The organism is Mesorhizobium sp. WSM4935 (assembly GCF_029625735.1).
Lineage (GTDB): Bacteria > Pseudomonadota > Alphaproteobacteria > Rhizobiales > Rhizobiaceae > Mesorhizobium.
Genome location: NZ_JARTVR010000020.1, coordinates 39,998 through 60,936, shown reverse-complemented (window position 1 = coordinate 60,936; position 20,939 = coordinate 39,998). Strand labels below are relative to the sequence as shown.

General features: G+C 64.6%; 25 protein-coding genes. 9 read left to right on the top strand and 16 right to left on the bottom strand.

What is annotated here, in order from left to right; all coding sequences use genetic code 11:
- The first annotated feature begins 5 nt into the window (after nucleotides 1–5).
- From P9273_RS29360 to P9273_RS29350, 3 genes are read left to right on the top strand one after another with little or no spacing between them, the layout of a single operon-like run.
- Nucleotides 6–920 (top strand): ABC transporter permease subunit, encoded by a 915-nt coding sequence (locus P9273_RS29360; protein ID WP_278051968.1) that lies wholly within the window; start codon nucleotides 6–8, stop codon nucleotides 918–920.
- An 11-nt stretch (nucleotides 921–931) separates the two neighbouring features.
- Nucleotides 932–2,032, top strand: a complete 1,101-nt coding sequence (ugpC, locus tag P9273_RS29355; protein WP_278051967.1) for a sn-glycerol-3-phosphate ABC transporter ATP-binding protein UgpC — start codon at nucleotides 932–934, stop codon at nucleotides 2,030–2,032.
- Between the two features lie 45 nt (nucleotides 2,033–2,077).
- A complete protein-coding gene (locus tag P9273_RS29350; protein WP_278051966.1) occupies nucleotides 2,078–2,875 on the top strand; it encodes a phosphodiesterase in 798 nt (265 codons plus the stop codon).
- Between the two features lies 1 nt (nucleotide 2,876).
- Here P9273_RS29350 and P9273_RS29345 read toward each other — a convergent pair whose 3' ends face one another.
- The 5 genes from P9273_RS29345 to P9273_RS29325 form a co-directional block, all read right to left on the bottom strand.
- Entirely contained in the window at nucleotides 2,877–3,275 is a 399-nt protein-coding gene (locus tag P9273_RS29345; protein ID WP_278051963.1) for a type II toxin-antitoxin system VapC family toxin, read from the bottom strand.
- On the bottom strand, nucleotides 3,272–3,547 hold the full coding sequence (locus P9273_RS29340; protein WP_040998888.1) for an AbrB/MazE/SpoVT family DNA-binding domain-containing protein: 276 nt from the start codon (nucleotides 3,545–3,547) through the stop codon (nucleotides 3,272–3,274). Before P9273_RS29340 ends, P9273_RS29345 begins: the two co-directional genes overlap by 4 nt.
- Before the next feature lie 52 nt (nucleotides 3,548–3,599).
- A complete protein-coding gene (locus tag P9273_RS29335; protein ID WP_040998540.1) occupies nucleotides 3,600–4,682 on the bottom strand; it encodes an ABC transporter ATP-binding protein in 1,083 nt (360 codons plus the stop codon).
- Nucleotides 4,679–6,253 carry an ABC transporter permease gene (locus P9273_RS29330; protein WP_278051982.1) on the bottom strand — a complete coding sequence of 525 codons (1,575 nt, stop codon included), beginning with the start codon at nucleotides 6,251–6,253 and terminating at the stop codon, nucleotides 4,679–4,681. The genes P9273_RS29335 and P9273_RS29330 overlap by 4 nt, the downstream gene beginning before the upstream one ends.
- Before the next feature lie 176 nt (nucleotides 6,254–6,429).
- The gene (locus P9273_RS29325; RefSeq protein WP_278051962.1) at nucleotides 6,430–7,434 is read right to left on the bottom strand and encodes an iron ABC transporter substrate-binding protein; all 1,005 of its coding nucleotides are present in this window, start codon (nucleotides 7,432–7,434) and stop codon (nucleotides 6,430–6,432) included.
- A 205-nt stretch (nucleotides 7,435–7,639) separates the two neighbouring features.
- Here P9273_RS29325 and P9273_RS29320 point away from each other — a divergent pair, with 205 nt between their 5' ends.
- Together P9273_RS29320 and P9273_RS29315 are read left to right on the top strand one after the other, a co-directional pair.
- Nucleotides 7,640–8,176 carry a sigma-70 family RNA polymerase sigma factor gene (locus P9273_RS29320; RefSeq protein ID WP_278051980.1) on the top strand — a complete coding sequence of 179 codons (537 nt, stop codon included), beginning with the start codon at nucleotides 7,640–7,642 and terminating at the stop codon, nucleotides 8,174–8,176.
- Nucleotide 8,177: 1 nt separating this feature from the next.
- The gene (locus P9273_RS29315) at nucleotides 8,178–8,816 is read left to right on the top strand and encodes an NrsF family protein (protein ID WP_278051961.1); all 639 of its coding nucleotides are present in this window, start codon (nucleotides 8,178–8,180) and stop codon (nucleotides 8,814–8,816) included.
- A 280-nt stretch (nucleotides 8,817–9,096) separates the two neighbouring features.
- Here P9273_RS29315 and P9273_RS29310 read toward each other — a convergent pair whose 3' ends face one another.
- From P9273_RS29310 to P9273_RS29280, 7 genes are all read right to left on the bottom strand, one after another.
- Nucleotides 9,097–9,975, bottom strand: a complete 879-nt coding sequence (locus tag P9273_RS29310) for a 3-hydroxybutyryl-CoA dehydrogenase (protein WP_040998530.1) — start codon at nucleotides 9,973–9,975, stop codon at nucleotides 9,097–9,099.
- A 186-nt stretch (nucleotides 9,976–10,161) separates the two neighbouring features.
- Nucleotides 10,162–11,091, bottom strand: a complete 930-nt coding sequence (locus P9273_RS29305; RefSeq protein ID WP_040998527.1) for an electron transfer flavoprotein subunit alpha/FixB family protein — start codon at nucleotides 11,089–11,091, stop codon at nucleotides 10,162–10,164.
- Nucleotides 11,092–11,248: 157 nt separating this feature from the next.
- Nucleotides 11,249–11,998: an electron transfer flavoprotein subunit beta/FixA family protein gene (locus tag P9273_RS29300; protein WP_278051959.1), complete on the bottom strand. Its 750-nt coding sequence runs from the start codon at nucleotides 11,996–11,998 to the stop codon at nucleotides 11,249–11,251.
- Nucleotides 11,999–12,160: 162 nt separating this feature from the next.
- Nucleotides 12,161–12,976 (bottom strand): rhomboid family intramembrane serine protease, encoded by an 816-nt coding sequence (locus P9273_RS29295; protein WP_278051957.1) that lies wholly within the window; start codon nucleotides 12,974–12,976, stop codon nucleotides 12,161–12,163.
- 22 nt (nucleotides 12,977–12,998) lie between these two features.
- Complete coding sequence (locus P9273_RS29290) at nucleotides 12,999–13,580, bottom strand: cob(I)yrinic acid a,c-diamide adenosyltransferase (RefSeq protein WP_278051956.1); 582 nt, start codon at nucleotides 13,578–13,580, stop codon at nucleotides 12,999–13,001.
- An 82-nt stretch (nucleotides 13,581–13,662) separates the two neighbouring features.
- Complete coding sequence (locus P9273_RS29285; RefSeq protein WP_040998521.1) at nucleotides 13,663–13,854, bottom strand: twin transmembrane helix small protein; 192 nt, start codon at nucleotides 13,852–13,854, stop codon at nucleotides 13,663–13,665.
- Between the two features lie 25 nt (nucleotides 13,855–13,879).
- Nucleotides 13,880–14,746 (bottom strand): SDR family oxidoreductase, encoded by an 867-nt coding sequence (locus P9273_RS29280; protein WP_278051955.1) that lies wholly within the window; start codon nucleotides 14,744–14,746, stop codon nucleotides 13,880–13,882.
- 58 nt (nucleotides 14,747–14,804) lie between these two features.
- Here P9273_RS29280 and P9273_RS29275 point away from each other — a divergent pair, with 58 nt between their 5' ends.
- A complete protein-coding gene (locus tag P9273_RS29275; protein ID WP_278051953.1) occupies nucleotides 14,805–15,656 on the top strand; it encodes a YihY/virulence factor BrkB family protein in 852 nt (283 codons plus the stop codon).
- A gap of 158 nt (nucleotides 15,657–15,814) precedes the next feature.
- Here the strand turns inward: P9273_RS29275 and P9273_RS29270 are convergent, their stop codons facing one another.
- Entirely contained in the window at nucleotides 15,815–16,714 is a 900-nt protein-coding gene (locus tag P9273_RS29270; protein ID WP_278051951.1) for a DMT family transporter, read from the bottom strand.
- A 156-nt stretch (nucleotides 16,715–16,870) separates the two neighbouring features.
- On the opposite strand from P9273_RS29270, the gene P9273_RS29265 reads away from it, so the two are divergent.
- Entirely contained in the window at nucleotides 16,871–17,158 is a 288-nt protein-coding gene (locus P9273_RS29265) for a hypothetical protein (protein WP_278051950.1), read from the top strand.
- Nucleotides 17,159–17,291: 133 nt separating this feature from the next.
- On the opposite strand, the gene gluQRS is transcribed toward P9273_RS29265, so the two are convergent.
- Entirely contained in the window at nucleotides 17,292–18,179 is an 888-nt protein-coding gene (gene gluQRS, locus P9273_RS29260) for a tRNA glutamyl-Q(34) synthetase GluQRS (RefSeq protein ID WP_278051949.1), read from the bottom strand.
- A gap of 90 nt (nucleotides 18,180–18,269) precedes the next feature.
- On the opposite strand from gluQRS, the gene P9273_RS29255 reads away from it, so the two are divergent.
- Together P9273_RS29255 and P9273_RS29250 are read left to right on the top strand one after the other, a co-directional pair.
- A complete protein-coding gene (locus P9273_RS29255) occupies nucleotides 18,270–18,929 on the top strand; it encodes a DNA-3-methyladenine glycosylase family protein (protein WP_278051978.1) in 660 nt (219 codons plus the stop codon).
- A gap of 110 nt (nucleotides 18,930–19,039) precedes the next feature.
- Entirely contained in the window at nucleotides 19,040–19,597 is a 558-nt protein-coding gene (locus tag P9273_RS29250) for an HNH endonuclease (RefSeq protein ID WP_027167440.1), read from the top strand.
- 162 nt (nucleotides 19,598–19,759) lie between these two features.
- On the opposite strand, the gene P9273_RS29245 is transcribed toward P9273_RS29250, so the two are convergent.
- Both P9273_RS29245 and P9273_RS29240 read right to left on the bottom strand, forming a co-directional pair.
- Nucleotides 19,760–20,278 (bottom strand): disulfide bond formation protein B, encoded by a 519-nt coding sequence (locus P9273_RS29245; protein ID WP_278051944.1) that lies wholly within the window; start codon nucleotides 20,276–20,278, stop codon nucleotides 19,760–19,762.
- A 23-nt stretch (nucleotides 20,279–20,301) separates the two neighbouring features.
- Nucleotides 20,302–20,889: a YqaA family protein gene (locus tag P9273_RS29240; protein WP_278051943.1), complete on the bottom strand. Its 588-nt coding sequence runs from the start codon at nucleotides 20,887–20,889 to the stop codon at nucleotides 20,302–20,304.
- Nucleotides 20,890–20,939 lie beyond the last annotated feature (50 nt).

Genomic DNA, 20,939 nt, shown 5'->3' with positions numbered 1-20,939 from the left:
CGGCGATGGTCGAGCGCACCCCGATCCTCAACGTCTTCACGCATCTGATCCTGTTCGCCGGCTTCGTATTCTGCGTGGCGCCGTTCGTCATCGTGGCGATCGCCGCCTCGCACAATCTGAAGGACGTGAACGACGTGCCGATGTCGCTGCTGCCGGGCAGCGATTTCTGGGTCAACATCAAGACGGCCTGGACGACGGCCGATCTCGGCCCGAAGCTCTTCAACTCCTTCATCATGGCGTTCGGCGTCGCCGCCGGCAAAGTGATCGTCTCGGCGCTGACGGCCTTCTCGATCGTCTATTTCCGCTATCCCGGCCGCATGCTGATCTTCTGGCTGATCTTCGTCACGCTGATGCTGCCGCTGGAAGTGCGCATCGTTCCGACCTACGCGGTGGTCGCCAACGTTCTCGATCCTTATCAGGCGATCATGGACCTGACGGGACTTTCCTGGCTGATCCAGAAGATATCGGGGGTCCAGGTCCAGCTCAGCCTGGGACTGCTCAATTCCTATAGCGGCCTGATCCTGCCGCTGGTCGCCACCGCCACCGGCACGTTCCTTTACCGCCAGTTCTTCCTGACCGTGCCGGACGAATTGACCGAGGCCGCGCGCATGGACGGCGCCGGGGCGCTGCGCTTCTTCGTCGATATCCTTCTGCCGCTGTCGCGCAACAATATGGCGGCGCTCGGCACCATCATGTTCCTGTGGGCCTGGAACCAGTATCTGTGGCCGTTGCTTATCACCACCGACCAGTCGCACGCGATGGCGGTGACAGAACTGAAGCAGCTCATCCCCAATGTCGGCGGCGCGCCGGAATGGCATATCGCCATGGCCGGCACGCTGATCGTCATGGTGCCGCCGATGATCGTCGTTGTGCTGATGCAGCGCTGGTTCGTGCGCGGCCTGATCGCCACCGAAAAATAGGGAGACAGGAAATGGCCTCCATCACCATTCGCGGCGTCAAGAAGAACTACGCCAAGACGCAGGTCGTGCACGGTGTCGATCTCGACTTCGCTTCGGGCGAATTCGTCGTCATCCTCGGCCCGTCGGGCTGCGGCAAGTCCACGCTGCTCAGGATGATCGCCGGGCTGGAAGAGATTTCCGACGGCACGATCGCGATCGACGGCACGGTGGTCAACAAGCTTGAGCCGCGCGAGCGCGGCTGCGCCATGGTGTTCCAGAATTATGCCCTCTACCCGCATATGAGCGTGGCGCAGAACATCGGCTATTCCCTGAAAGTGGCCGGCGTTCCCGCCGCCGAACGCACCCAACGCGTCCAGGCAGTGGCGCGCGTCCTGGAGCTGGAGCATCTGCTCGACCGTAAGCCGATGGCGCTGTCCGGCGGCCAGCGCCAGCGCGTCGCCATGGGCCGCGCCATGATCCGCGAGCCGAAAGTGTTCCTCTTCGACGAGCCGCTCTCCAACCTCGACGCCAAGCTGCGCGTGCAGATGCGCTCCGAGATCCGCAAGCTGCACCGGCGCCTCAGCGCCACCTCGGTCTTCGTCACGCATGATCAGGTGGAGGCGATGACGCTCGCCGACCGGCTGGTGGTGATGAATGGCGGCCGCGTCGAGCAGGTCGGCACGCCGGCGGAAGTCTACAGCCGGCCGGCAACCCGCTTCGTCGCGACCTTCGTCGGCGCGCCGGCGATGAACATGCTCGAAGGCACCGTCACGCTGGACGGGCTGTCGCTGCTCGGCGACAGTCGCAAGCTCAACGTGTCGCGCACGGGCCTTGCCGTGGGCGCGAAAGTCGCGGTCGGCATCCGGCCGGAGGCGGTGCGCATGGTGGCGCCGGGGACGCCCGGAGCGCTCGAGGCGAGCGTCGACCTGATCGAGGAATTGGGCGCCGGCCGCGTCATCTATGTCGATCTCGACGGCGCGCCGTTCTCCATCGTGACCTCGGAGACCGTCCACCCCGAACCGGGCAGCACGGTCGGCCTGCAGTTCGCCGAAGCGGACCTGCACTTCTTCTCCTCGGAGACAGGCGGCAGGCTCGACGTGTTCAAGGCTACGGTGCCGGAGCCGGCGCTGTAGGCGATCCTTCCCGCGATTTCGAAAGCACTGATTGAGGGTTCACGCATGAAGATAATCCAGGTCACCGACGTCCATCTCGGCCGTCGGCGCGAGATGCGCTATGGCGCAAACCTGAATGAGCGTCTCGATCGATGCATCGATCATATCAATCAACGTCACAGCGATGCGACGCTCTGCGTCCTCACGGGCGACCTGACCGATGACGGAGAGGCCGAGAGCTATGCCGACCTGAAGGCGGCGCTGAGCCGGCTCACCGTGCCTTACCGTCTATTGCCCGGAAATCACGACCGGCGCGCCAATCTTATCGCCGCCTTCCCGGAAAACGGAACTGACGGCAACGGCTTCGTGCAGTCGGTTTTCGACACACTGGAAGGGCGGCTTATTTTCCTCGACAGTCTGGCGGAAGGCCGCGTGACGGGCGAGTTGTGCGACAGCCGGCTTGGCTGGCTCGACGCACGGCTTGGCGAGGCGGCGGGCAAGGCGGCCTATATTTTTCTGCATCATCCGCCGGTCGAGCTCGGGCTCACGCTGCTCGACCCGCTCGGCCTCGAACAGCCGCAGCGGCTCATCGATGCGCTGACCCGCCATGGCAATGTCCGCTACATCTTCTTCGGCCATGTCCACCGCGATATAGCCGGCACCGTCGCCGGCATTCCCTTCTCGGTGCAGCGCGGCCTGCATGCCCGCTTCATGCTCGATCTCGTCGGCGACGAAGTTGTCGAGCAGGCGCCGCCCGCCTATTCGATCATCCTGATCGACGGCGCCCGCGTCGTCATCCACAGCCACGATTTCCTGGAGCAATGGCCGCTCTGGTCGCCGGCGACCGGGCAGCGCGTGCGGTAGATCACTCGAGCAGCAACGTGGGCGTTCCCGACCCTTCGACGAGCTTTGCCGCTTTCCTGTCGAAGGAAACGAAGGTTTCGCCACCGAGCCACTGACCGTCGAACGCGATCACGCCATCCGCGAAATCGCCACCGGCGTCGAGCACAGCAAGGCCCGCTTCGATCGTCGGTCGGTTGGCTATGACATTGCGCATGTCGAGGATGCGGCGGATCGAGGCGGATATGTCGGGACGCGCGACCCGGTAAGTTCTATCCAGCACCCAAACGAACTCGCAGAGGGCCTGAACGCTGATCGCGACCAGTTCGGCCCTTTCCAGGGTCTCGGCGGCTGTCCGTTGCTGCGCTTCGTCGTCTCCGACGACAAGGCGCAACAGCACGTTGGTGTCGAGGCCGATCTTCACTTGCGCCCGATACCGCGCATCCCGCCCGAAGCGCCGGCTTCTGCGATCGCATCGTTGATCTCGTCGATCGACAACCGTGCGCCGTTCGTCTTGTCCTTGAGCATCCCGCTCAGCTCTTGCCAGGAGCCCTTGCCCTGTTCGGCTTTCAGCTCCGCCCGCCCGCCGGGCAGAAGGTCGAGCCTGATCTTGTCGCCGGGCCGGATGCCGAGGTGCTTGAGCACGTCCTTCCGGAACGTGACCTGGCCCCGCGCCGTGACCGTCAATGTCGTCATGATGCGCCTCCGGGCACCAGAATAATGCAAAACTGCATTATTTTCAAGGCAACTAGGCGAACACATGCGCCTTGCCGGCGACGGTGAGGCGGACGATCTCGCCGATCGCCGGCGCGTCCATGCCTGTCCGGCGCAGGATGAGCGGCGTGTTGCCGATCGCGGCCGCATCGGGCGGATCCGGGCTGTTGAGCAGCCGCACCGCGACGGTGCAGATCGAGCCCGCGAATTCGCAATCCGTCACTTCGCCGAACAGCATGTCCGGCGTGCCCGACATACCTTCGCGCGAGGTGAGCTTGAGCAGGATTTGCTCGGGCCGCAGCATAATGCGCGCGACATCGCGCCGTTCCTTCGTGTCGACCGGGATGCGGCCGAGCCGCGACACGGCAAAGCCATCGGCGATCCTGGCGGGCAGGATGATGGCGTCACCGAGGAACTCGGCAACCATCCTGTCCCTGGGCTGGAAATAGAGCTCGCGCGGCGTGCCGACCTGTGAGAACAGGCCGTCCCGCATCACCGCCACCTGGCTGGCGAAGGACAGCGCCTCGGCCTGGTCGTGCGTGACCAGGATGGTGGTTATGCCCGCCTCTTCCAGGAGCTCGGCCACGGCCTTGCGCATCGAGGCGCGAAGCCCGGTGTCGAGGGCCGAGAACGGCTCGTCGAGCAGCATAAGCCTCGGCTTCATCGCCATGGCGCGGGCAAGCGCGACGCGCTGCTGCTGGCCGCCGGACAATTCGTGCGGCCGGCGCTTCAGGATCGCTTTGTCCAATCCGACGATGTAGGCGAGCTCGACAATGCGCTCGTTGCGCCTGTCTTCGCCACGCGCCATGCCGAAACCGATATTGTCGGCAATGCTGAGATGCGGAAACAGGGCGCCATCCTGGGCCACCACGCCGATGCCGCGGCGATGAGCCGGCACGGCGGCGCCGCCATTGGCCAGCACCTTGCCGTCGAGCGCGATACGGCCGCGGTCCGGCGCCTCGAAACCGGCAATCAGCCTGAGCAAGGTAGTCTTGCCGCAGCCGGACGGTCCGACGATCGCGGTGCGGCTGCCGCTTTCGGCAGTCAAGTCGACGCCGGCGAGGGCCGTCACCGGGCCGTAGCTCTTCGCGACGCCGCTGAGTTCGAGAAAGCTCATCGTCCGGCCATCCGCTTCGACTGGATGTAGAGCCACCAGGTCATCGGCAGCGACATCGCCACCATGATCAGCGCGTAAGGGGCGGCGGAGGCGTAGTCGATCTCGCCGCTATAGGACCAGAAGGCCATCGCCAACGTGCGGGTGCCGTTGGGCGCCAGCATCTGGGTGGCGGTGAGTTCGTTGGTGATGCCGAGCGCCACCATGGCCATGCCGGCCGCCGCGCCCGGCGCCGACAGACGGATGGTTGTTGACCACAGCGCCTTGACCGGCGACCGGCCGAGGCTGGAGGCGGCGCGTTCCAGCTCCACCGGCGCCTGCGCGATCGAGGCGCGCAGGCTGACCAGCGCGCGCGGCAGGAACATCAGCGCGTAGCCGAACAGGATGGTGAATAGCGTCTGGTAGAGCGGCAGCGCGACGCGAACGGTGATCGTCACCAGCGCCAGCGCGGTGACCACGCCCGGCAACGCGCCGACGATATAATTGCAGCTCTCGAGCAGGCGCTGCAGCGGCCCCGGGGAACGGATCGAGATCCAGGCCATCGGCATGGCGGCAATCGTCGCAAGCACCGCGCCGGCAATGGCGAGGAACAGCGTCTGGCCGAGCGCCAGGCCGATCTCGTCCCAGCGCCAGACGTCCGTGCCCCCGGCGAGCAGCCAGCGGCTGACGGTGACGAAGGGCACGCCGAGCGACAGCAGCGCGACGCCCGCCGGGAAAAGCAGGCAGGGCAGGGTGGCGCGGCCGAGGCGGGCCCTCTGTTGTTTGCGCGCGGCGCCGGAACCGACGCGGGCATAGCGCTCTTCGCCGCGGATCATCACCTCGAGAGCGAGCAGGAAAAGGCAGCACACCACCAGCACGGCGGCCAGCATGTTGGCGGCCGGACCGTTGAAGGTCGACTGGAACTGGTCGACGATCGCGGTGGTGAACGTGTCGAAGCGGATGAAGACATAGAGGCCGTATTCGGCCAAGAGATGCAGGCCGACCAGCAGCGAGCCGCCGCAGATGGCGAGCCTGAGCTGCGGCAGCACGACGCGCGCGAAAACCCGCCACGGGCCAAGGCCAAGCGCTGCGGCCGCATCTTCCAGCGCCGGGTCGAGCCGGCGCAGCGCGGCCGCGATCGGCAGATAGAGAAACGGGAAATAAGCGATGACGGAGACCAGCACGCCGGCCCAGAGCCCGTGCAGGCCCGGAATGAAGCTGATCCAGGCATAGGAGTGCACGAAAGCCGGGATGGCGAGCGGCGCGACCGAAAGCCAGGACCACCAACGGTTGCCCGGCAGGTCGCTGCGCTCCGTCAGCCAGGCCAGCGCCACCGAGAGCACGATGGCGATCGGCACGGCGACAGCGACGAGGAGCGCGGTGTTGACCAGCAAATCACCGACGCGCGGGCGGAAGATCAGCGCCACCACCGTGTCCCAGCCGGTCTGGATCGCGACCCAGACGATGAAGGCGAGCGGCAGCAGCGCGATGAGCGAGATGAGAGCGGCGGCGAGCGTGATCCACGACGTGGACCGCCGCTTCTTCATCCCGGACGCCGGCAGTCTTGCCGGGGTCATGTCGATCGCCGACTGCATCAGGCGCGCCACCATGTCGCCGACGCCGCATGGCGGAAGCGATCTGACAGGCCGCGTAAGCGGCTCGAAGCGCAGCCGATCGTCATTCGACGAAGCGATCTCCAAATAAAAACGCTCCCGCGGAAGGCGAATTGCCGCGGGAGCACGGTCGTTCGCCCTTTTAGGACGAACGCGAACTAAAGCAAGCCGGCTTGCGTCATCAGGTCGATGACCTTCTTGGAATTCAGCTTTGCCGGATCGACTTTCGGCGCCTGCAGATCGACCAGCGGCACCAGCTTCGGGTTGGACTGGGCATCCTTGCCGACCGCATATTCGTAGGACGTACCGTTCTTCAGCACGTCCTGGCCGCCCTTGCCGGTCACCCACTTCAAGAACGCCTGGGCTTCCTTCGGATGCTTGCTCGAAGCCAGCACGCCGCCGCCGGAGATCGAGACGAAGGCGCCCGGGTCCTGGTTCTTGAAATAGTGCAGGCCGACATTCTTGCTGTTCTCGCCGGTCTTGGCCTGATCGCCGATGTAGTAATAGTGGTAGATCACGCCGCCATCGATCTCGCCGGCATTGACCGCCTTCATCACCGTCGAGTTGCCCTTGTAGGCGGTGAAGTTCTCCTTCATCGCCTTCAGCCAGTCGGCGGTGGCGGCTTCGCCCTTGAGCTCGAGCAGCGCGCTGACAATGGCCTGGAAGTCGGCGCCGGACGGCGAGGCGGCCCAGCGGCCTTTCCAGCTCGGATCGGCGAGATCGAGCAGCGACTTCGGCAGCTGGTCTTCCTTGAGCTTGTCCTTGTTGTAGGCGAAGACCGTGCTGCGGGCGGCGACCCCGACCCATTTTCCGCTCGAAGGCTGGTATTCCTGCGGAACCTGAGCCAGCGTATCGGCGTCGACCGGCGCAAACAGGCCGGCAGCCTCGACCAGGGCCATGGCCGGCGAATTCTCGGTCAGGAAGACGTCGGCCGGCGAAGCCGCGCCCTCGGCGACGATCTGGTTGGAGAAGTCGCTATCGCCGCCATTGCGCAGCGTGACCTTGATGCCGGTTTCCTTGGTGAAGCCTTTCGCCCATTCCTTGGCGAGGCTCTCATGCTGCGCGTTGTAGACGACGATGCCTTGATCCTCGGCCATGGCCGGGCCGGCGATCAGGCCGAGCGCCAGCACGGCGCCGGCAAGCGTGGAAAGGGCAATTTTCATGGGCATCGTCCTCAAAATTGGTGACAAGGGTTCGGGCACGGCTGCACCTACCAATACCTGATTGTTGTAGTCAACATTGTGACCCTGCTTCAAACGGTCGCCGCGCCGCAAACTTTCGTGATTTTGCGGCAGTTTGGCTTGGACATTATTTCGCCGGCCACGTAACAAACCAGGGCCGAAGCACGAAATCGGGGGAGTGGACTCTGTGACCGGCAAGGACGAGGCCGAGCTCTCAGGGCTGTTCAGGGCTGCGATCGCGGGCGATGAAAGGGCCTATGCCGACTTTCTGCACCGGATTGCCGCTCTCATTCGCGGCTTTGTCCGGCGCAAGATCGTACAGGGCGGGGTCGACCCCGAGGATGTCGTGCAGGAAACCTTGCTGGCCATTCACGTCAAACGCCACACCTGGCGCGAGGATGCGCCGGTGCTGCCCTGGGTCTATGCGATTGCCCGCTTCAAGCTGATCGACGCGTTCCGCCGGCGCGGACGGCGCATCGAGGTCGAGATCGACGAGATCGCCGAAACCTTCGCCGAGCCGGAGGCGGAAACGGCGAGCCAACGCGACATCAACCGGGCGCTCGACGGCCTGCCGCCGGCGCAGCGCTCGGTGGTGTCCTCGATCTCGGTCGACGGTCATTCGATCGGCGAGACGGCGGTGAAGCTCGGCATCAGCGAGACGGCGGTGCGCGTGTCGCTGCATCGCGGCCTCGCCGCGATCGCCAAACGATTTGGACGACAGTGATATGAGGACAGAGGATCTCATCAAAGCGCTCGACGCCGACGCCCGGGACAAGGCGATGCCGCTCGGCAAGGCCTGGTGGCTGGCGGTGGGCGTGGCCGTGGTGATCGCTGGGGCAGTCTTCTTTGCGACCATCGGGCCGCGCCCCGACATCATGCCCGCCATGCACACGATGCGCTTCATGTCGAAATTCGTGTTCACGCTGGTTCTCGCGGCCAGCGCCTTCGCGCTGATCCGCGCGCTGTCGGTGCCGGGCGCTTCGACGAGGCGGAGGATGGCCTGGATGCTCGCCGCGCCGCTTCTGGTCGCGCTGGCGGTGGTTCTGGAGCTCTTCGTCGTGCCTGAGGCCGATTGGGGCAAGCGGCTTATCGGTTCGAACATGATGATCTGTATGAGCTTCATCCCGCTTATCGGCATCGGTCCGCTGGCGGTCTTCCTCGGCATGCTGCGCTACGGCGCGCCGACGCGGCCGGTGTTGGCGGGCGCGGTGGCCGGCCTGCTCGCGGGTGGGCTCGCGGCAACCTTCTATGCCGCGCATTGCTTCGACGATTCGCCGCTTTTCGTCGCCACCTGGTATACGATCGCCATCGCCTTCCTGACGCTGCTCGGCGCCATCGGCGGGCGGCTGTTCGTGCGCTGGTAGGCACCGCAGCGATCCTTCGGTACAGTTTTGGAAACAGTACCTTAATCATGCCGGCAATTGTTTGCCGGTTAGCGGAGCGGTCGCCGCCGCTCGCTGCGGCGAGGTCGACGAGATCATCGCCCGGGCCGACGCCGCCTGCTATGCCGTCAAGACGGCCGGTCGCGGCTGCGTTCCGCCGCGCCCGACGAAGCTTCGCCTGACGATGTTTCGAAAGACGGCGTGCGCCTTTGCCGCTCGCAGCGGCATCCTGAGCCGCTGCGAGGACGTTCAAGCGGAAAAATCAGCGCGTCGGCACCGGATGGTCGCCGCGATAGTCGTAGAAGCCGCGGCTGGTCTTACGGCCGAGCCAGCCGGCTTCGACATATTTCACCAGCAGCGGGCAGGGGCGGTATTTCGAATCCGACAGGCCCTCATGCAGAACCTGCATGATCGACAGGCAGGTGTCGAGGCCGATGAAATCGGCGAGCTGCAGCGGCCCCATCGGGTGGTTGGCCCCCAACCGCATGGCGGTATCGATGGCATCGACGGTGCCGACGCCTTCGTAGAGCGTGTAGATCGCCTCGTTGATCATCGGCAAAAGGATGCGGTTGACGATGAAGGCCGGGAAATCCTCCGAGACGGTGATCGTCTTGTCGAGGTGCTTCACATAGGTCTTGGCCGCCTCGAAGGTCTGATCCTCCGTCGCAATGCCGCGCACCAGCTCGACCAGCTTCATCACCGGCACCGGGTTCATGAAGTGAATGCCAATGAAGCGCTCGGGGCGGTCGGTCTGGGCGGCAAGCCGGGTGATCGAAATCGACGAGGTGTTGGTGGCGAGAATCGCTTCCGGATTGAGCTGCGGACAGAGCTGCGCGTAGATTTTGCGCTTGACCGTCTCGTCCTCGGTCGCCGCTTCGATCACGAGGTCGGCGGCGGCAAGATCAGCCATGTCCGGGGCGGCCGAGATGCGCGCCATCGCTTCATTGCGCGCCTTTTCATCGAGCTTGCCGGAGCCGACCTGGCGGGCCATGTTGCCACTGATGGTGGCGATGCCTTTCTCGATCCGGTCGGCCGATATGTCGTGGATCAGGACCTTGTAGCCGCCCAACGCCGAAACATGGGCGATACCGCCACCCATCTGGCCCGCGCCGACAATGCCGATCGTCTCGATCTTGCTCATGACCCCAATCCCGTCCGGAGCAATTCCGCTTGAACGCTCCTGCTTGTTTGTTCCTAGCAATTCCGATGCAAACCGCCGGAATGGCTCAGACCTTGGCGGCCTGCTTTTTGTGCAGTGCAAACTAAAAGGGCGGGGCGACTTCGTCTACCCCACCCTTCGGATTTTAATATGCCAGAACTGACCGCGTCAAAGCGCCTTTTGCAGCTCCGGCAGGATGACGAAGAGATCGCCGACCAGACCGTAGTCGGCAACCTGGAAGATCGGCGCTTCCTCGTCCTTGTTGATGGCGACGATGACCTTCGAATCCTTCATGCCGGCGAGGTGCTGGATGGCGCCGGAGATGCCGACGGCGATGTAGAGGTCGGGCGCAACCACCTTGCCGGTCTGGCCGACCTGCCAGTCGTTCGGCGCATAGCCGGCGTCGACCGCGGCGCGCGAGGCGCCGACCGCGGCGCCGAGCTTGTCGGCGACCGGCAGGATGACTTCCTGGAACTTCTCCGAGGAGCCCAGCGCGCGGCCGCCGGAGATGATGATCTTGGCCGAAGTCAGCTCCGGACGGTCGTTCTCGGAAAGCTTGTTCTCGACGAAAGAGGACAGGCCGGGATTGGCCGCGGCGCCGACCGTCTCGACCGAGGCGGAACCGCCTTCCGGCGCCGCCGAGAAGGACGCCGTGCGCACGGTTATGACCTTCTTGGCGTCGGTCGACTGCACGGTCTGGATGGCGTTGCCGGCATAGATCGGCCGCTTGAAGGTATCCGGCGAGACCACCTCGATGATTTCCGACACCTGGGCGACGTCGAGCAGCGCCGCCACGCGCGGGGCGATATTCTTGCCGGCGGAGGTCGCCGGCGCGATAATCGTGTCGTAACCACCCGCAAGCGACACCACGAGAGCCGCGGTCGGCTCGGCTAGGCGCTCGGCGAGCTCGTCGGCTTCGGCGAGCAGCACTTTGCGAACACCTTTCAGCTTGGCGGCGGCATCGGCCGCGCCCTTGGCGCCCTTGCCGGCGACCAGCACGTCGACATCCGAGCCGATCTGGAGCGCGGCCGACAGCGCCTTGGCGGTCTGGTCGGAAAGGCTTGCATTGTCGTGTTCGGCGATAAGCAGAATTGCCATTGTTTTATCCCTGACTTTCGTCTTCAAGGCTCCCTGAAATCCGGTCAGGCCGAGCCGAAAACGGTTGGTTTCGAGAACCGGAGCGGAGCGTACATCTATACGTGAGCACCGGAAGCGCAGAAGCCAGCCGTATGCAGGCTGGCCTCATCGGATTTCCTCAGAGCACGCCGGCTTCGTTCTTCAGCTTCTCGACGAGCTCGGCCACCGACTTCACCTTGACGCCCGCCTTACGGCCGCCCGGCTCCTCGGTCTTGATCACCTTGAGGCGCGGCTTGACGTCGGCGCCGTAGTCGGCCGGGCTTTTCTCGTCGAGCGGCTTCTTCTTGGCCTTCATGATGTTGGGCAACGAGGCATAACGCGGCTGGTTGAGGCGAAGGTCGGCGGTCACGATCGCCGGCATCTTCAGCTCGACGGTCTGCAGGCCGCCATCGACTTCGCGCGTCACCTTGGCCTTGTCACCGGCCAGCTCCACCTTGGAGGCGAAGGTGCCCTGCGACCAGCCGAGGAGTGCGGCCAGCATCTGGCCGGTCTGGTTGGAATCGTCATCGATCGCCTGCTTGCCAAGGATGACGAGGCCGGGCTTCTCGGCCTCGACCACGCCCTTCAGCACCTTGGCGACGCCGAGCGGCTCGGTCTGCTCGTCGGTCTTGACCAGGATGGCACGGTCGGCGCCCATGGCGAGCGCGGTGCGCAGCGTCTCCTGCGCCTGCTGCGGACCGATCGAGACGACGACGATCTCTTCGGCCTTGCCGGCTTCCTTGATGCGGATCGCTTCCTCGACGGCAATCTCGTCGAACGGGTTCATCGCCATCTTGACGTTGGCAAGCTCCACGCCCAGTCCGTCGGCTTTCACCCGGACCTTGACGTTGGCGTCCACAACCCGCTTCACGGGCACAAGGATCTTCATTTTCCTGTCACCTCTCCTGAGATAGTCGGGGCGCTATAGCAGCGTGCGCCCTGTCAGAGTTGTCGAAAGCCGACATTATGGGCGGAATATCCGCCCAGCGGTGCCGTTTCCGTAGTGGCGGTAAACCGGCGCGTCAATATCCCACGAAGCACCCAAATCGGTTCAGTCCCGGGGCGTCGCTGCTCCACGGCCCCATTGCGAGGCCGGCTGCGCCGGATCGCCCGCAGCCGGCTCGACGGGGACAGGCGGCTGCTGGATCTTCGGCGTGGGGTCCGGCTCTCCGTCGGCGCCGGCCAGCAGCGGCACGCCGCGGCTGCGCAGTACCAGAACCAGGATCGATCCGGCGATGATGCCGCCGATATGGCAAGCCCAGGAGACCTGGTCCTCGTCGCCGCCCACAGCGGCTCGCGCAAACATCACGACCTGGAACAGGATCCACAGGATCAGCGGAATGAAGGCCGGGATGCGCAACGGAATGCGGGCAAAGGCCAGCACCCAGACTTTCACCCGGGGATAGAGGATCAGATAGGCGGCGACGACGCCGGCGATGGCCCCCGAGGCACCGATCAGCGGCACTTGCGAGTCCCAGGCCACCAACCCCTGGAAGAAGGCGCCGGCGACGGCGCAGGCCAGGTAGAAGATCAGATAGCGGAGGTGGCCGAGCGCATCCTCGACATTGTCGCCGAACACCCAGAGAAACAGCATGTTGCCGCCGAGATGGAAGATGTCGGCATGCAGGAACGAATAAGTGAGGTAGCTGAGGCTCTCGGGGATGACGACGAATTCGGGCGACAGCTCGACCTTGTCGTGAACCACCGATGGGATGAAGCCGAGACCGAGAACGGCGGCATTGGTGAAGTTCTCACCGCCAAGCGTGGTCGCCAGATAGACCAGCGCATTCGCCACGATCAGGCCGATGGTGACATATTGCAGGCGGATATGGCGCAGCCTGTTGGTGTCGTAAAGCGGGATGAACATCGGGCCTCCCCCGCCTCCGGATTCAGCGGTTCTTGCCGGGAACCCATAGCACGTCGGCCATTCCATTGTCATTGACCGCACGGGCGGCGACGAACAGGAAATCCGAGACGCGGTTCATGTATTTGAGCGCCTCGCGGTTGACATGCTCGGCCGGATCCTGCGCCAGCGCCACCATCAGGCGCTCGGCGCGGCGCGCCACGGTGCGGGCAAGGTGGAGCGCGGCCGCGGCCGGCGTGCCGCCGTTCAGCACGAAGGATTTCAGCGGCTGCAGTTCCTTGTTGAGCGCGTCGATGTCCTGTTCGACGCGATCGGTCTGGACGGCGACGATGCGCAGCGGCTCGAAGTCCAGGGGCTTGCCGTCGTCCGGCACGGCAAGATCGGCTCCCAGATCGAACAGATCGTTCTGGATACGCGACAGCATGGCGTCGATCGCGGGATGTTCGGTGGCGGTGTGGATGCGGGCCATGCCGATGCAGGCATTGGCCTCGTCGACGGTGCCGTAGGCGTCGACGCGCAGGTCGGATTTCAGCCGCCGCTCGCCGGTGCCGAGCCCTGTCGTGCCGTCGTCGCCGGAGCGGGTGTAGATCTTGTTGAGCTTGACCACGCCATCCTCCTTAAGCGACTTTCCTGATACGATTGCGGCCGGAAAACCGTCTGCACCTTCTCCTGGAGTCGCTGAGCCCGCGCTATTTGCGCGTGAAATAGACCACCAGCAACAGCAACGCCAAGGCCACGGCCTGCAGCATGATGCGCGCCTGCATCAGCTTGTTCGAGGTGATGCCCGAGCCGCCGCGCATCATGTTGATTAGGCCGCGGACCAGCACGATCACCACGGCGGCCATCGCTACGATGGCAAGGATCTTGAAGACGATGAGCATCTGGCTGGCTCCGGTTCGGGTTCGGTCAGGCGCGCCTGGCGAGCACGCGATAGAGCAAGGACGCCGGCAGGATGCGCTTCAGCGCCACGCCGATCCTGGCCGGCAGCGTTACCACATAATGCGGGCGCGGGCGCTGTGAAAGAAGCGCGTGGCGCAGTGCTGCGTGCACGATCTCCGGCCCAGGCTTCAGCTTCGACACGCTGCCGCCGGCCTGAAGCCTGGCGAGTTGCGCCTGATAGTCGGCGCGGTGGACGGAATTCTCGACATCGATGTTTTTCAAGAACCAGGCGAGGCCATTGCTGGCGATCTTCGACGTCACCGGTCCCGGCTCGATGAGCGAGAGGTGGATGCCGCTGCCTTCGAGCTCCTGGCGCATGCACAGCATCAGCCCCTCGATCGCGTGCTTGGAGGCCGAATAGGCGCCTCTGAAGCGGACCGGCGCCAGCCCGAGGATCGAGGAGCAGTGGACGAGGCGGCCGTGCCCCTGGCGGCGCATGACCGGCACGATGCGCCGGGTCAGGTCGTGCCAGCCGAAGAAATTGGCCTCGAACTGCTCGCGAAGCGCCGCGACCGGCAGGTCCTCGACGGCGCCGGGCTGGGCGTAGGCGCCGTTGTTGAACAGCGCGTCGAGCCGGCCGCCGGTGCGCTCCAGCACTCCCTCGACCAATGCCGCGATGGATTGGGGCTCACGATAGTCGAGATAGAAGGCCTCGATGCCGTCGGCCTCGAGCGCGGCGATATCGCCCGGCTTGCGCGCCGTGGCGAAGACCCGCCAGCCTTCCGCCTTCAGCGCCCGCGCGCAATAGGCGCCGATGCCGGAGGAGGCCCCGCTGACGATGACGGTGCGCAACTCTTCGGCGGCGGGGCGCGTTGTGGGACCTGGGGTTGCCATTTGCCGCAATCACTTCCCATATTCGCGGCGTTGACACAATCGAGCGGAGCGCGGGCCCTTGCTGCGGAATATCGTCGCCCTCAAGCGCGTGCTCTACGATGCGATCGGCCATTTCACCACCGATGACGGCTGGGCGATGGCCAGCCATCTGGCGATCACCTCGCTGATGGCGCTGTTTCCGTTCCTGATCTTCGCCACCACGCTTGCCAGCTTCCTGGGCGCGCGCGCCTTCGCCGACACGGCCGTGCACCTGGTCTTCGACACATGGCCGGAGCAGATCGCCAAGCCGATCGCGCATGAGGTGCAGAATGTGCTCACTGTCCGGCGCACCGACCTTCTGACCTATGGCGTGCTGCTTGCGGCCTATTTCGCATCCAACGGCATCGAGGCGCTGCGCACCTCGCTCAACCGGGCCTACCGGGTCACCGAGACGCGCGGTATAATCCACCGCCGCGTGCAAAGCATCATCTTCGTCCTGATCGCCACCGCCTGCTTTCTCGCCATCAGCGTGCTTCTGGTGTTCGCGCCGCTGCTTGCGCGGCTTGCGGAAGCGCATCTGGAATGGATCAAGCCCTATATGGGCACGATCACCATCTGGCGTTACGTGATCGCCTCGACAGTGATCGTCATAGGGCTGTTCTCGGTGCATATCTGGCTGCCGGCCGGCAAGCGCCGGTTCGTTTCGATCATTCCCGGCATCGTCTTCACGCTGATTGCATGGCTGGTCGGGTCAACGATCTTCGCCACCTATCTCGACCATTTCTCGTCCTATGTGACGACCTATGCCGGCCTCGCATCGATCATGATCGCGGTCGTCTTCCTCTACATCGTATCGGCGATCTTCATCCTCGGCGGCGAGCTCAACGCCGCGATCAGCCGGTATCTGGAGGCGCGGGCGAGGGTCGGGTGAGTCCATATCGGCCGGATTGGGGAATAGAGGAAATGAAGAATTGAAGAATTGAAGAATTGAAGAAATGAAGAATTGAATAACTGAAGAAATGAAGAATTGAAGAAAAAACACAGCGCAAGTTATCGTCGCCTTCCTCAGTTCCTCAGTTCTTCAATTCCTCAATTCCTCAATTCCTCAATTCCTCTTCCCTTCCCCTGCCCCGCCGTCGCCAGCGCGACGCCAAGCGTCGCGATCGCCATGCCGGCGATCTGCACCAGGTTGAGCTGCTCATTGAAAAGCACCCAGGCGATGACAGCGGTTACGGCCGGCACCAGGTAGAACAGCGAGGCCACCTTCGACATCTCGCCGTCCCTGATCATCACCATCAACAGGAATATGGCGCCGACCGACAGCACCAGGACCAGCCAGGCCAGGGCGAAGATCAGTTCGCCATTGACGGTGACGGCGCGCGTCTCGAAGAGGAGCGAGCCGACGATCATCACGGCGGAGCCGCCGACATACTGCCACATCGTCGCCGACACGAGATCGCCGCCGGAGGCATAGCGCTTCTGCCAGATGGTGCCGGCGCTCATGCCTAGCACCGAGACGAGCGAGGCGGTCAGCGTCGCGGGCGTGACGCCGCCGCCTAGCATGCCGAGCTTCGGCCAGAGCACGATGATGACGCCGAGCAGGCCCACGGCAAGGCCTGCCCAATGGCGCGGCAGGATCGCTTCGCCCAGGAATTTTCCGGCGAGCACGGCGGTGATCAGCGGCTGCAGGCCGACGATCAGCGCCGAAAGGCCGGCCGGCATGCCCCGGTGAATCGCCCAGAAGACGGCGCCGAGATAGATGCCGTGCATGAGGATGCCGGCCACCGTCGCGTGCAGCGCCTCATCGCGCGTCGCCTTGCGTGAGCCGAGCAGAACGGTGAGGCCGGCAAACAGGATCGCCGCGATCACGAAGCGGATGGCAAGGAAGGTGAAGGGTTCCGCCCAGGGCATGGCGTAGCGCGCGCCGATGAAGCCTGTCGCCCACAGAACGACGAAGGAGGCGGGAATGAACCGCTTGATGCTCTGCATTGAGGGGAGGCTGCCGGGGGTGAACGGTTGATGACGGCAATTGCTCTAATGCCGATCAATCCCGCAAGCAAAACGAAACGGTTGATCCATAAGCTAAGTCGAATTCAACAAACCGTGCCAACTGGGGCATGGCGCATCGCCGCGCCATGGTGAGGCATGTTTTTGCATCTGGACACGACCTGGCTGTTGTTCGGCTTCGCGATCATAGCCGGCTTCGGCTTCTTCTTCGGCACGGCGCTCGACGCGATCATGAAGGAGAGCGGCTTCGGCCCGACCGGCAATACGCTGCTGTTCATCTTCGGCTTTTTTGCCGCGGTGGTGATAGCCAACAAGCATGGCATCAGCCTGAGCGATCTCAAGCTGGCGGTTGCCTGGGGGCTGGGCGGCGCCTTTTCCTTCATCAGCGTGCTGGCGCTGATCAAGGCCGGGGTAGCGCGCCTCTAGCCAACGCGCCGATATTCAGGTGAGGCCGGCCTGCGAATAGTGGCCTCCTGCGCTTCCGGTGCTCACGTACCTCAACTACGCTCCGCTCCGGTCCTCGGGAAGTCACCGCTCTCGGCCCGGCCTGACCTGAATCTCAGCGCGTTGGGGCCAGCTCAGAACCAAGCAAGCGCCTGACGTCCTGCGGCGACATGCCCGCGTCTCGAAGCGCGGCAAGCCCGGTGTCCTTGAAGCTCTTGGATAGTTTCCGGCCATCCGGCCCAGGAATCAGGCGGTGGTGGAAATAGCGCGGCGGCGAGAGGCCGAGCAGTTCCTGCAGCAGACGCTGCACCCCGGTCGCCGCATAGAGATCCTGGCCGCGCACGACATGGCTGACGCCCTGCAGCGCGTCGTCGACGACGACGGCGAGATGGTAGCTGGTCGGGATGTCGCGGCGGGCGATGATGACGTCGCCCCAGGCCTGCGGTTGCGCCTCGATCGCCCGCGTCGCGGACATCGTCTCGTCGTTGAACTCCGTCCATGACAGGCCGGCCGTGACGCGCGCCATTGCCGCCTCGACGTCGAGCCGCCAGGCGAAGGGCATGTTCTCGGCGATCCGCCGCTTGCGCTCCCCGGCCGGCAGAGCCTTGTCGAGCGGCGGGTAAAGCGGCACGCCGTCCGGATCGCGCGGCCAGTCGCGGCCGCCGGTCTCGGCGATGAAGGCACGGATCTCGCCCCGGCTCATGAAGGCCGGATAGACCAATTCCTCGGCGATCAGCCGGTCGAGCACCGCCCGGTATTCGGCAAAATGTTCCGACTGGCGGCGCACAGGTTCTTCCCAGCGCAATCCCAGCCATTCGAGGTCGCGGAAAATGCCGGCTTCGAATCGCGGCGTGCAGCGGGTGATGTCGATATCCTCGATGCGCAGCAGCAAGCGTCCGCCCGCTTGCGCTGCCATCTGTTGGTTCAGCAGGGCCGAGTAGGCATGGCCGAGATGCAATTCGCCGTTGGGGCTCGGCGCGAAGCGGAATGTCAGGAGCGTCATCTTTCAGGCGGCATTCGGGTTGAAAGGCGCTTTTGCCAATTGGTACTAAGCCATCAATTGCCACTTCGCAGGCGCCCTGGGAACAAGAACGTGCAACGCATCGCCTCGCTCGACGATATTGCGGCAGGGCTCGACGCCCTCTGCCGGATCGATCCGCGGCTGGAGACGGTGCGCGGCAAGGCGGGCGAGGTGCCGCTCCGGCTGTCGGAACCGGGGTTCAGAAGCCTTGCTTCCATCATCGTGTCGCAGCAAGTTTCCCGCGCCAGCGCTGACGCCATTTTCGGCCGACTGGTCAAGCTGGTCGATCCGCTGACGCCGCAGGCAATCCTCGCCGCCGGCGAGGACGTGTTTCGCGAGGCCGGGCTGTCGCGGCCGAAGCAGCGCGGCCTGCTCGCCGTCGCCGAAGCGGTGGCCGGGGGGCTCGATCTCGATCACCTGTGCACCCTGGACGCCGGCGAGGCGATCGCCGCGATGACGGCCGTGCCCGGCATCGGCCCATGGACGGCCGAATGCTATCTGCTGTTCGCCGCCGGCCATCCGGATGTGTTCCCCGCGCGCGACGTCGCGCTGCAGACGGCGGTCGGTCACGCGCTCGGCATCGACCCGCGTCCGCCGGAAAAAATGCTTATCCGGCTGGCCGAATCATGGAGCCCCTGGCGGGGTGTCGCGTCGCGGCTTTTTTGGGCCTACTACCGTGAGCTGAAGGGCAGGGACGCGGCGCCTCCCGTCGAAATGGCCGAAAAAGCATGAAAATCATGCGTTTTTGAGAGTCTCGGCGAGAGACAATCCGCTTCACATCCCTGTCATGTCGGGCTTACAGTATCCGCGCCGTTCGGTTTAGAACGAAGGAGGCGAAGGACGTGACGGTTGCCGTATCTCCGGATGGGCTTCCCGCGCTGGTGCTGAATGCGGACTACCGCCCGCTCAGCTATTACCCCCTGTCGCTCTGGTCGTGGCAGGATGCCATCAAGGCTGTGTTCCTCGACCGGGTCAACATCGTCGCCGAATACGAGCACGCCGTCTCCTCGCCGACCTTCTCGATGAAGCTGCCGAGCGTGGTCAGCCTGAAAGCCTATGTGAAGCCGTCGCGCCATCCGGCCTTCACCCGCTTCAACGTGTTCCTGCGCGACCGCTTCCAGTGCCAATATTGCGGCACGCCGGAGGATCTGACGTTCGACCATGTCATCCCGCGCCATCGCGGCGGGGCGACGACCTGGGAGAATGTCGTGGCCGCCTGCTCGCCCTGCAATCTTCGCAAGGGCGGCATGATGCCGGCACAGGCCAAGATGTGGCCGCTGCAGAAACCCTATCAGCCGACGGTGCACGACCTGCATAACAACGGCCGCCTGTTCCCGCCCAACCATCTGCATGAAAGCTGGATGGATTATCTGTACTGGGATGTCGAACTGGAGCCTTGAGATCGTTCGAGAATTCGGGAGGCAGGCCGCCTGAAGCAAGTGTCTCCGCTTCCGGTGCTCACGTGCTTTAAGCACGCTCCGCTCCGGTTCTCGACGCTCGCTTCATCCGACTCAGCCTGCCGAATTCTTTGAACGATCTCGCGCTGGCGCTTTGGTCCTGGCTCAATCCCGCGCGAGCGCGCTGCGGAAGGCGACGGCGGCGAGGACCAGGCTGGCGATGGCATTCCAGCCGGCGAGCGACAGGCCCAGGATGCGAAGCGCCGCCTTGTCGCAGGAGGGCGGCACGAATTTGTCGAGCGCGTCGAGCACGCCCTTGCCGCCGGTATCGACCGGGCCGGCGCCGGCGGTGCAGTCGGCCGGCCCCGGCCACCACGCCCATTCGACGCCGGAATGGTAGACGCCGAGATAGAGGCCGTAGAGCATCAGCAAGCCGCCGATCCCGAGCAGCCCGCGCGTCACCCAGGCCGGCGCGCTGAGCATCGAGGCGATCGCCGCCATCGCCATCAGCGGCACGCCGATATAGTAGGGCGTGCGCTGCTCGAGGCAGAGATGGCAGGGGATGTAGCCGCCGATATATTGGAATGCGAGCGCCGAGCCGACGGTCGCGGCCATGGCGACGGCGAGAAAGAGCGCCGCGCGCGTGCGCTGGCGTCCGGTGTCGGCATTCATGGTCGCGGTCATCGATCGGATCCGTTGTTGCGTCGCTATCCGTGGGCGTATCTGACGAGAATATAGAGCAAAATCAGGGCAGCGGCGCCGGCGCCGACAATCAATCCCAAGCGCTTTTCGATGAACTCTCTGATCTCTTCGCCATAGCGGCGCAGCAGCCAGGCAAGCAGCAGGAAACGCGCGCCGCGCGCCAGGATGGCCGAGACGATGAAGACCAAAAGATTGACGTGAAGCGCCCCGGCCAGAATGGTGACCACCTTGATCGGCGGCAGGTGCGCGGCGCCGGATGTGACGAGCAGCACCAGCATCAACCCGGCGCCTGACGACTGCCACCTCTCGAACGTGGCAAGGCCGCCGAAATGCTCCAGGATCGGGCGGGCTATCGTATCGTAGGCATAGTAGCCGATCAGCCAGCCGGCAATACCGCCCAGCACGGACGCAGCCGTGGCGGTCAGCGCGTAGCGATAGGCGCGTTTGGGGGCCGCCAACGCCATGGGCAGGAACAGCACGTCGGCCGGTATGAAGAACACCGAGCTTTCGACGAAGGCGATGAAGGCCAGCCACCATTCGGCGGATTTGCGCGCCGCCAGCGACAGGGTCCAGTCGTAAAGTCGGCGAAGCATCGGCTCTCCTAATGCAGTTGGCGCAATTCCTGACGGAAAACCGCAGCGCA

Coding starts and splice junctions, on each gene's coding strand:
- P9273_RS29310 (WP_040998530.1), bottom strand. CDS start 9,975: ATGAGCAAGATCGAGACGATCGGCATTGTCGGCGCGGGCCAGATGGGT.
- P9273_RS29325 (WP_278051962.1), bottom strand. CDS start 7,434: ATGAAAATTGCCCTTTCCACGCTTGCCGGCGCCGTGCTGGCGCTCGGC.
- P9273_RS29295 (WP_278051957.1), bottom strand. CDS start 12,976: ATGTTCATCCCGCTTTACGACACCAACAGGCTGCGCCATATCCGCCTG.
- P9273_RS29315 (WP_278051961.1), top strand. CDS start 8,178: ATGAGGACAGAGGATCTCATCAAAGCGCTCGACGCCGACGCCCGGGAC.
- P9273_RS29350 (WP_278051966.1), top strand. CDS start 2,078: ATGAAGATAATCCAGGTCACCGACGTCCATCTCGGCCGTCGGCGCGAG.
- P9273_RS29335 (WP_040998540.1), bottom strand. CDS start 4,682: ATGAGCTTTCTCGAACTCAGCGGCGTCGCGAAGAGCTACGGCCCGGTG.
- gluQRS (WP_278051949.1), bottom strand. CDS start 18,179: ATGACGCTCCTGACATTCCGCTTCGCGCCGAGCCCCAACGGCGAATTG.
- P9273_RS29300 (WP_278051959.1), bottom strand. CDS start 11,998: ATGAAGATCCTTGTGCCCGTGAAGCGGGTTGTGGACGCCAACGTCAAG.
- P9273_RS29270 (WP_278051951.1), bottom strand. CDS start 16,714: ATGCAGAGCATCAAGCGGTTCATTCCCGCCTCCTTCGTCGTTCTGTGG.
- P9273_RS29330 (WP_278051982.1), bottom strand. CDS start 6,253: ATGCAGTCGGCGATCGACATGACCCCGGCAAGACTGCCGGCGTCCGGG.
- P9273_RS29340 (WP_040998888.1), bottom strand. CDS start 3,547: ATGACGACATTGACGGTCACGGCGCGGGGCCAGGTCACGTTCCGGAAG.
- P9273_RS29240 (WP_278051943.1), bottom strand. CDS start 20,889: ATGCTTCGCCGACTTTACGACTGGACCCTGTCGCTGGCGGCGCGCAAA.
- P9273_RS29305 (WP_040998527.1), bottom strand. CDS start 11,091: ATGGCAATTCTGCTTATCGCCGAACACGACAATGCAAGCCTTTCCGAC.
- ugpC (WP_278051967.1), top strand. CDS start 932: ATGGCCTCCATCACCATTCGCGGCGTCAAGAAGAACTACGCCAAGACG.
- P9273_RS29245 (WP_278051944.1), bottom strand. CDS start 20,278: ATGACCGCGACCATGAATGCCGACACCGGACGCCAGCGCACGCGCGCG.
- P9273_RS29265 (WP_278051950.1), top strand. CDS start 16,871: ATGTTTTTGCATCTGGACACGACCTGGCTGTTGTTCGGCTTCGCGATC.
- P9273_RS29360 (WP_278051968.1), top strand. CDS start 6: ATGGTCGAGCGCACCCCGATCCTCAACGTCTTCACGCATCTGATCCTG.
- P9273_RS29285 (WP_040998521.1), bottom strand. CDS start 13,854: ATGCTCATCGTCTTCAAGATCCTTGCCATCGTAGCGATGGCCGCCGTG.
- P9273_RS29280 (WP_278051955.1), bottom strand. CDS start 14,746: ATGGCAACCCCAGGTCCCACAACGCGCCCCGCCGCCGAAGAGTTGCGC.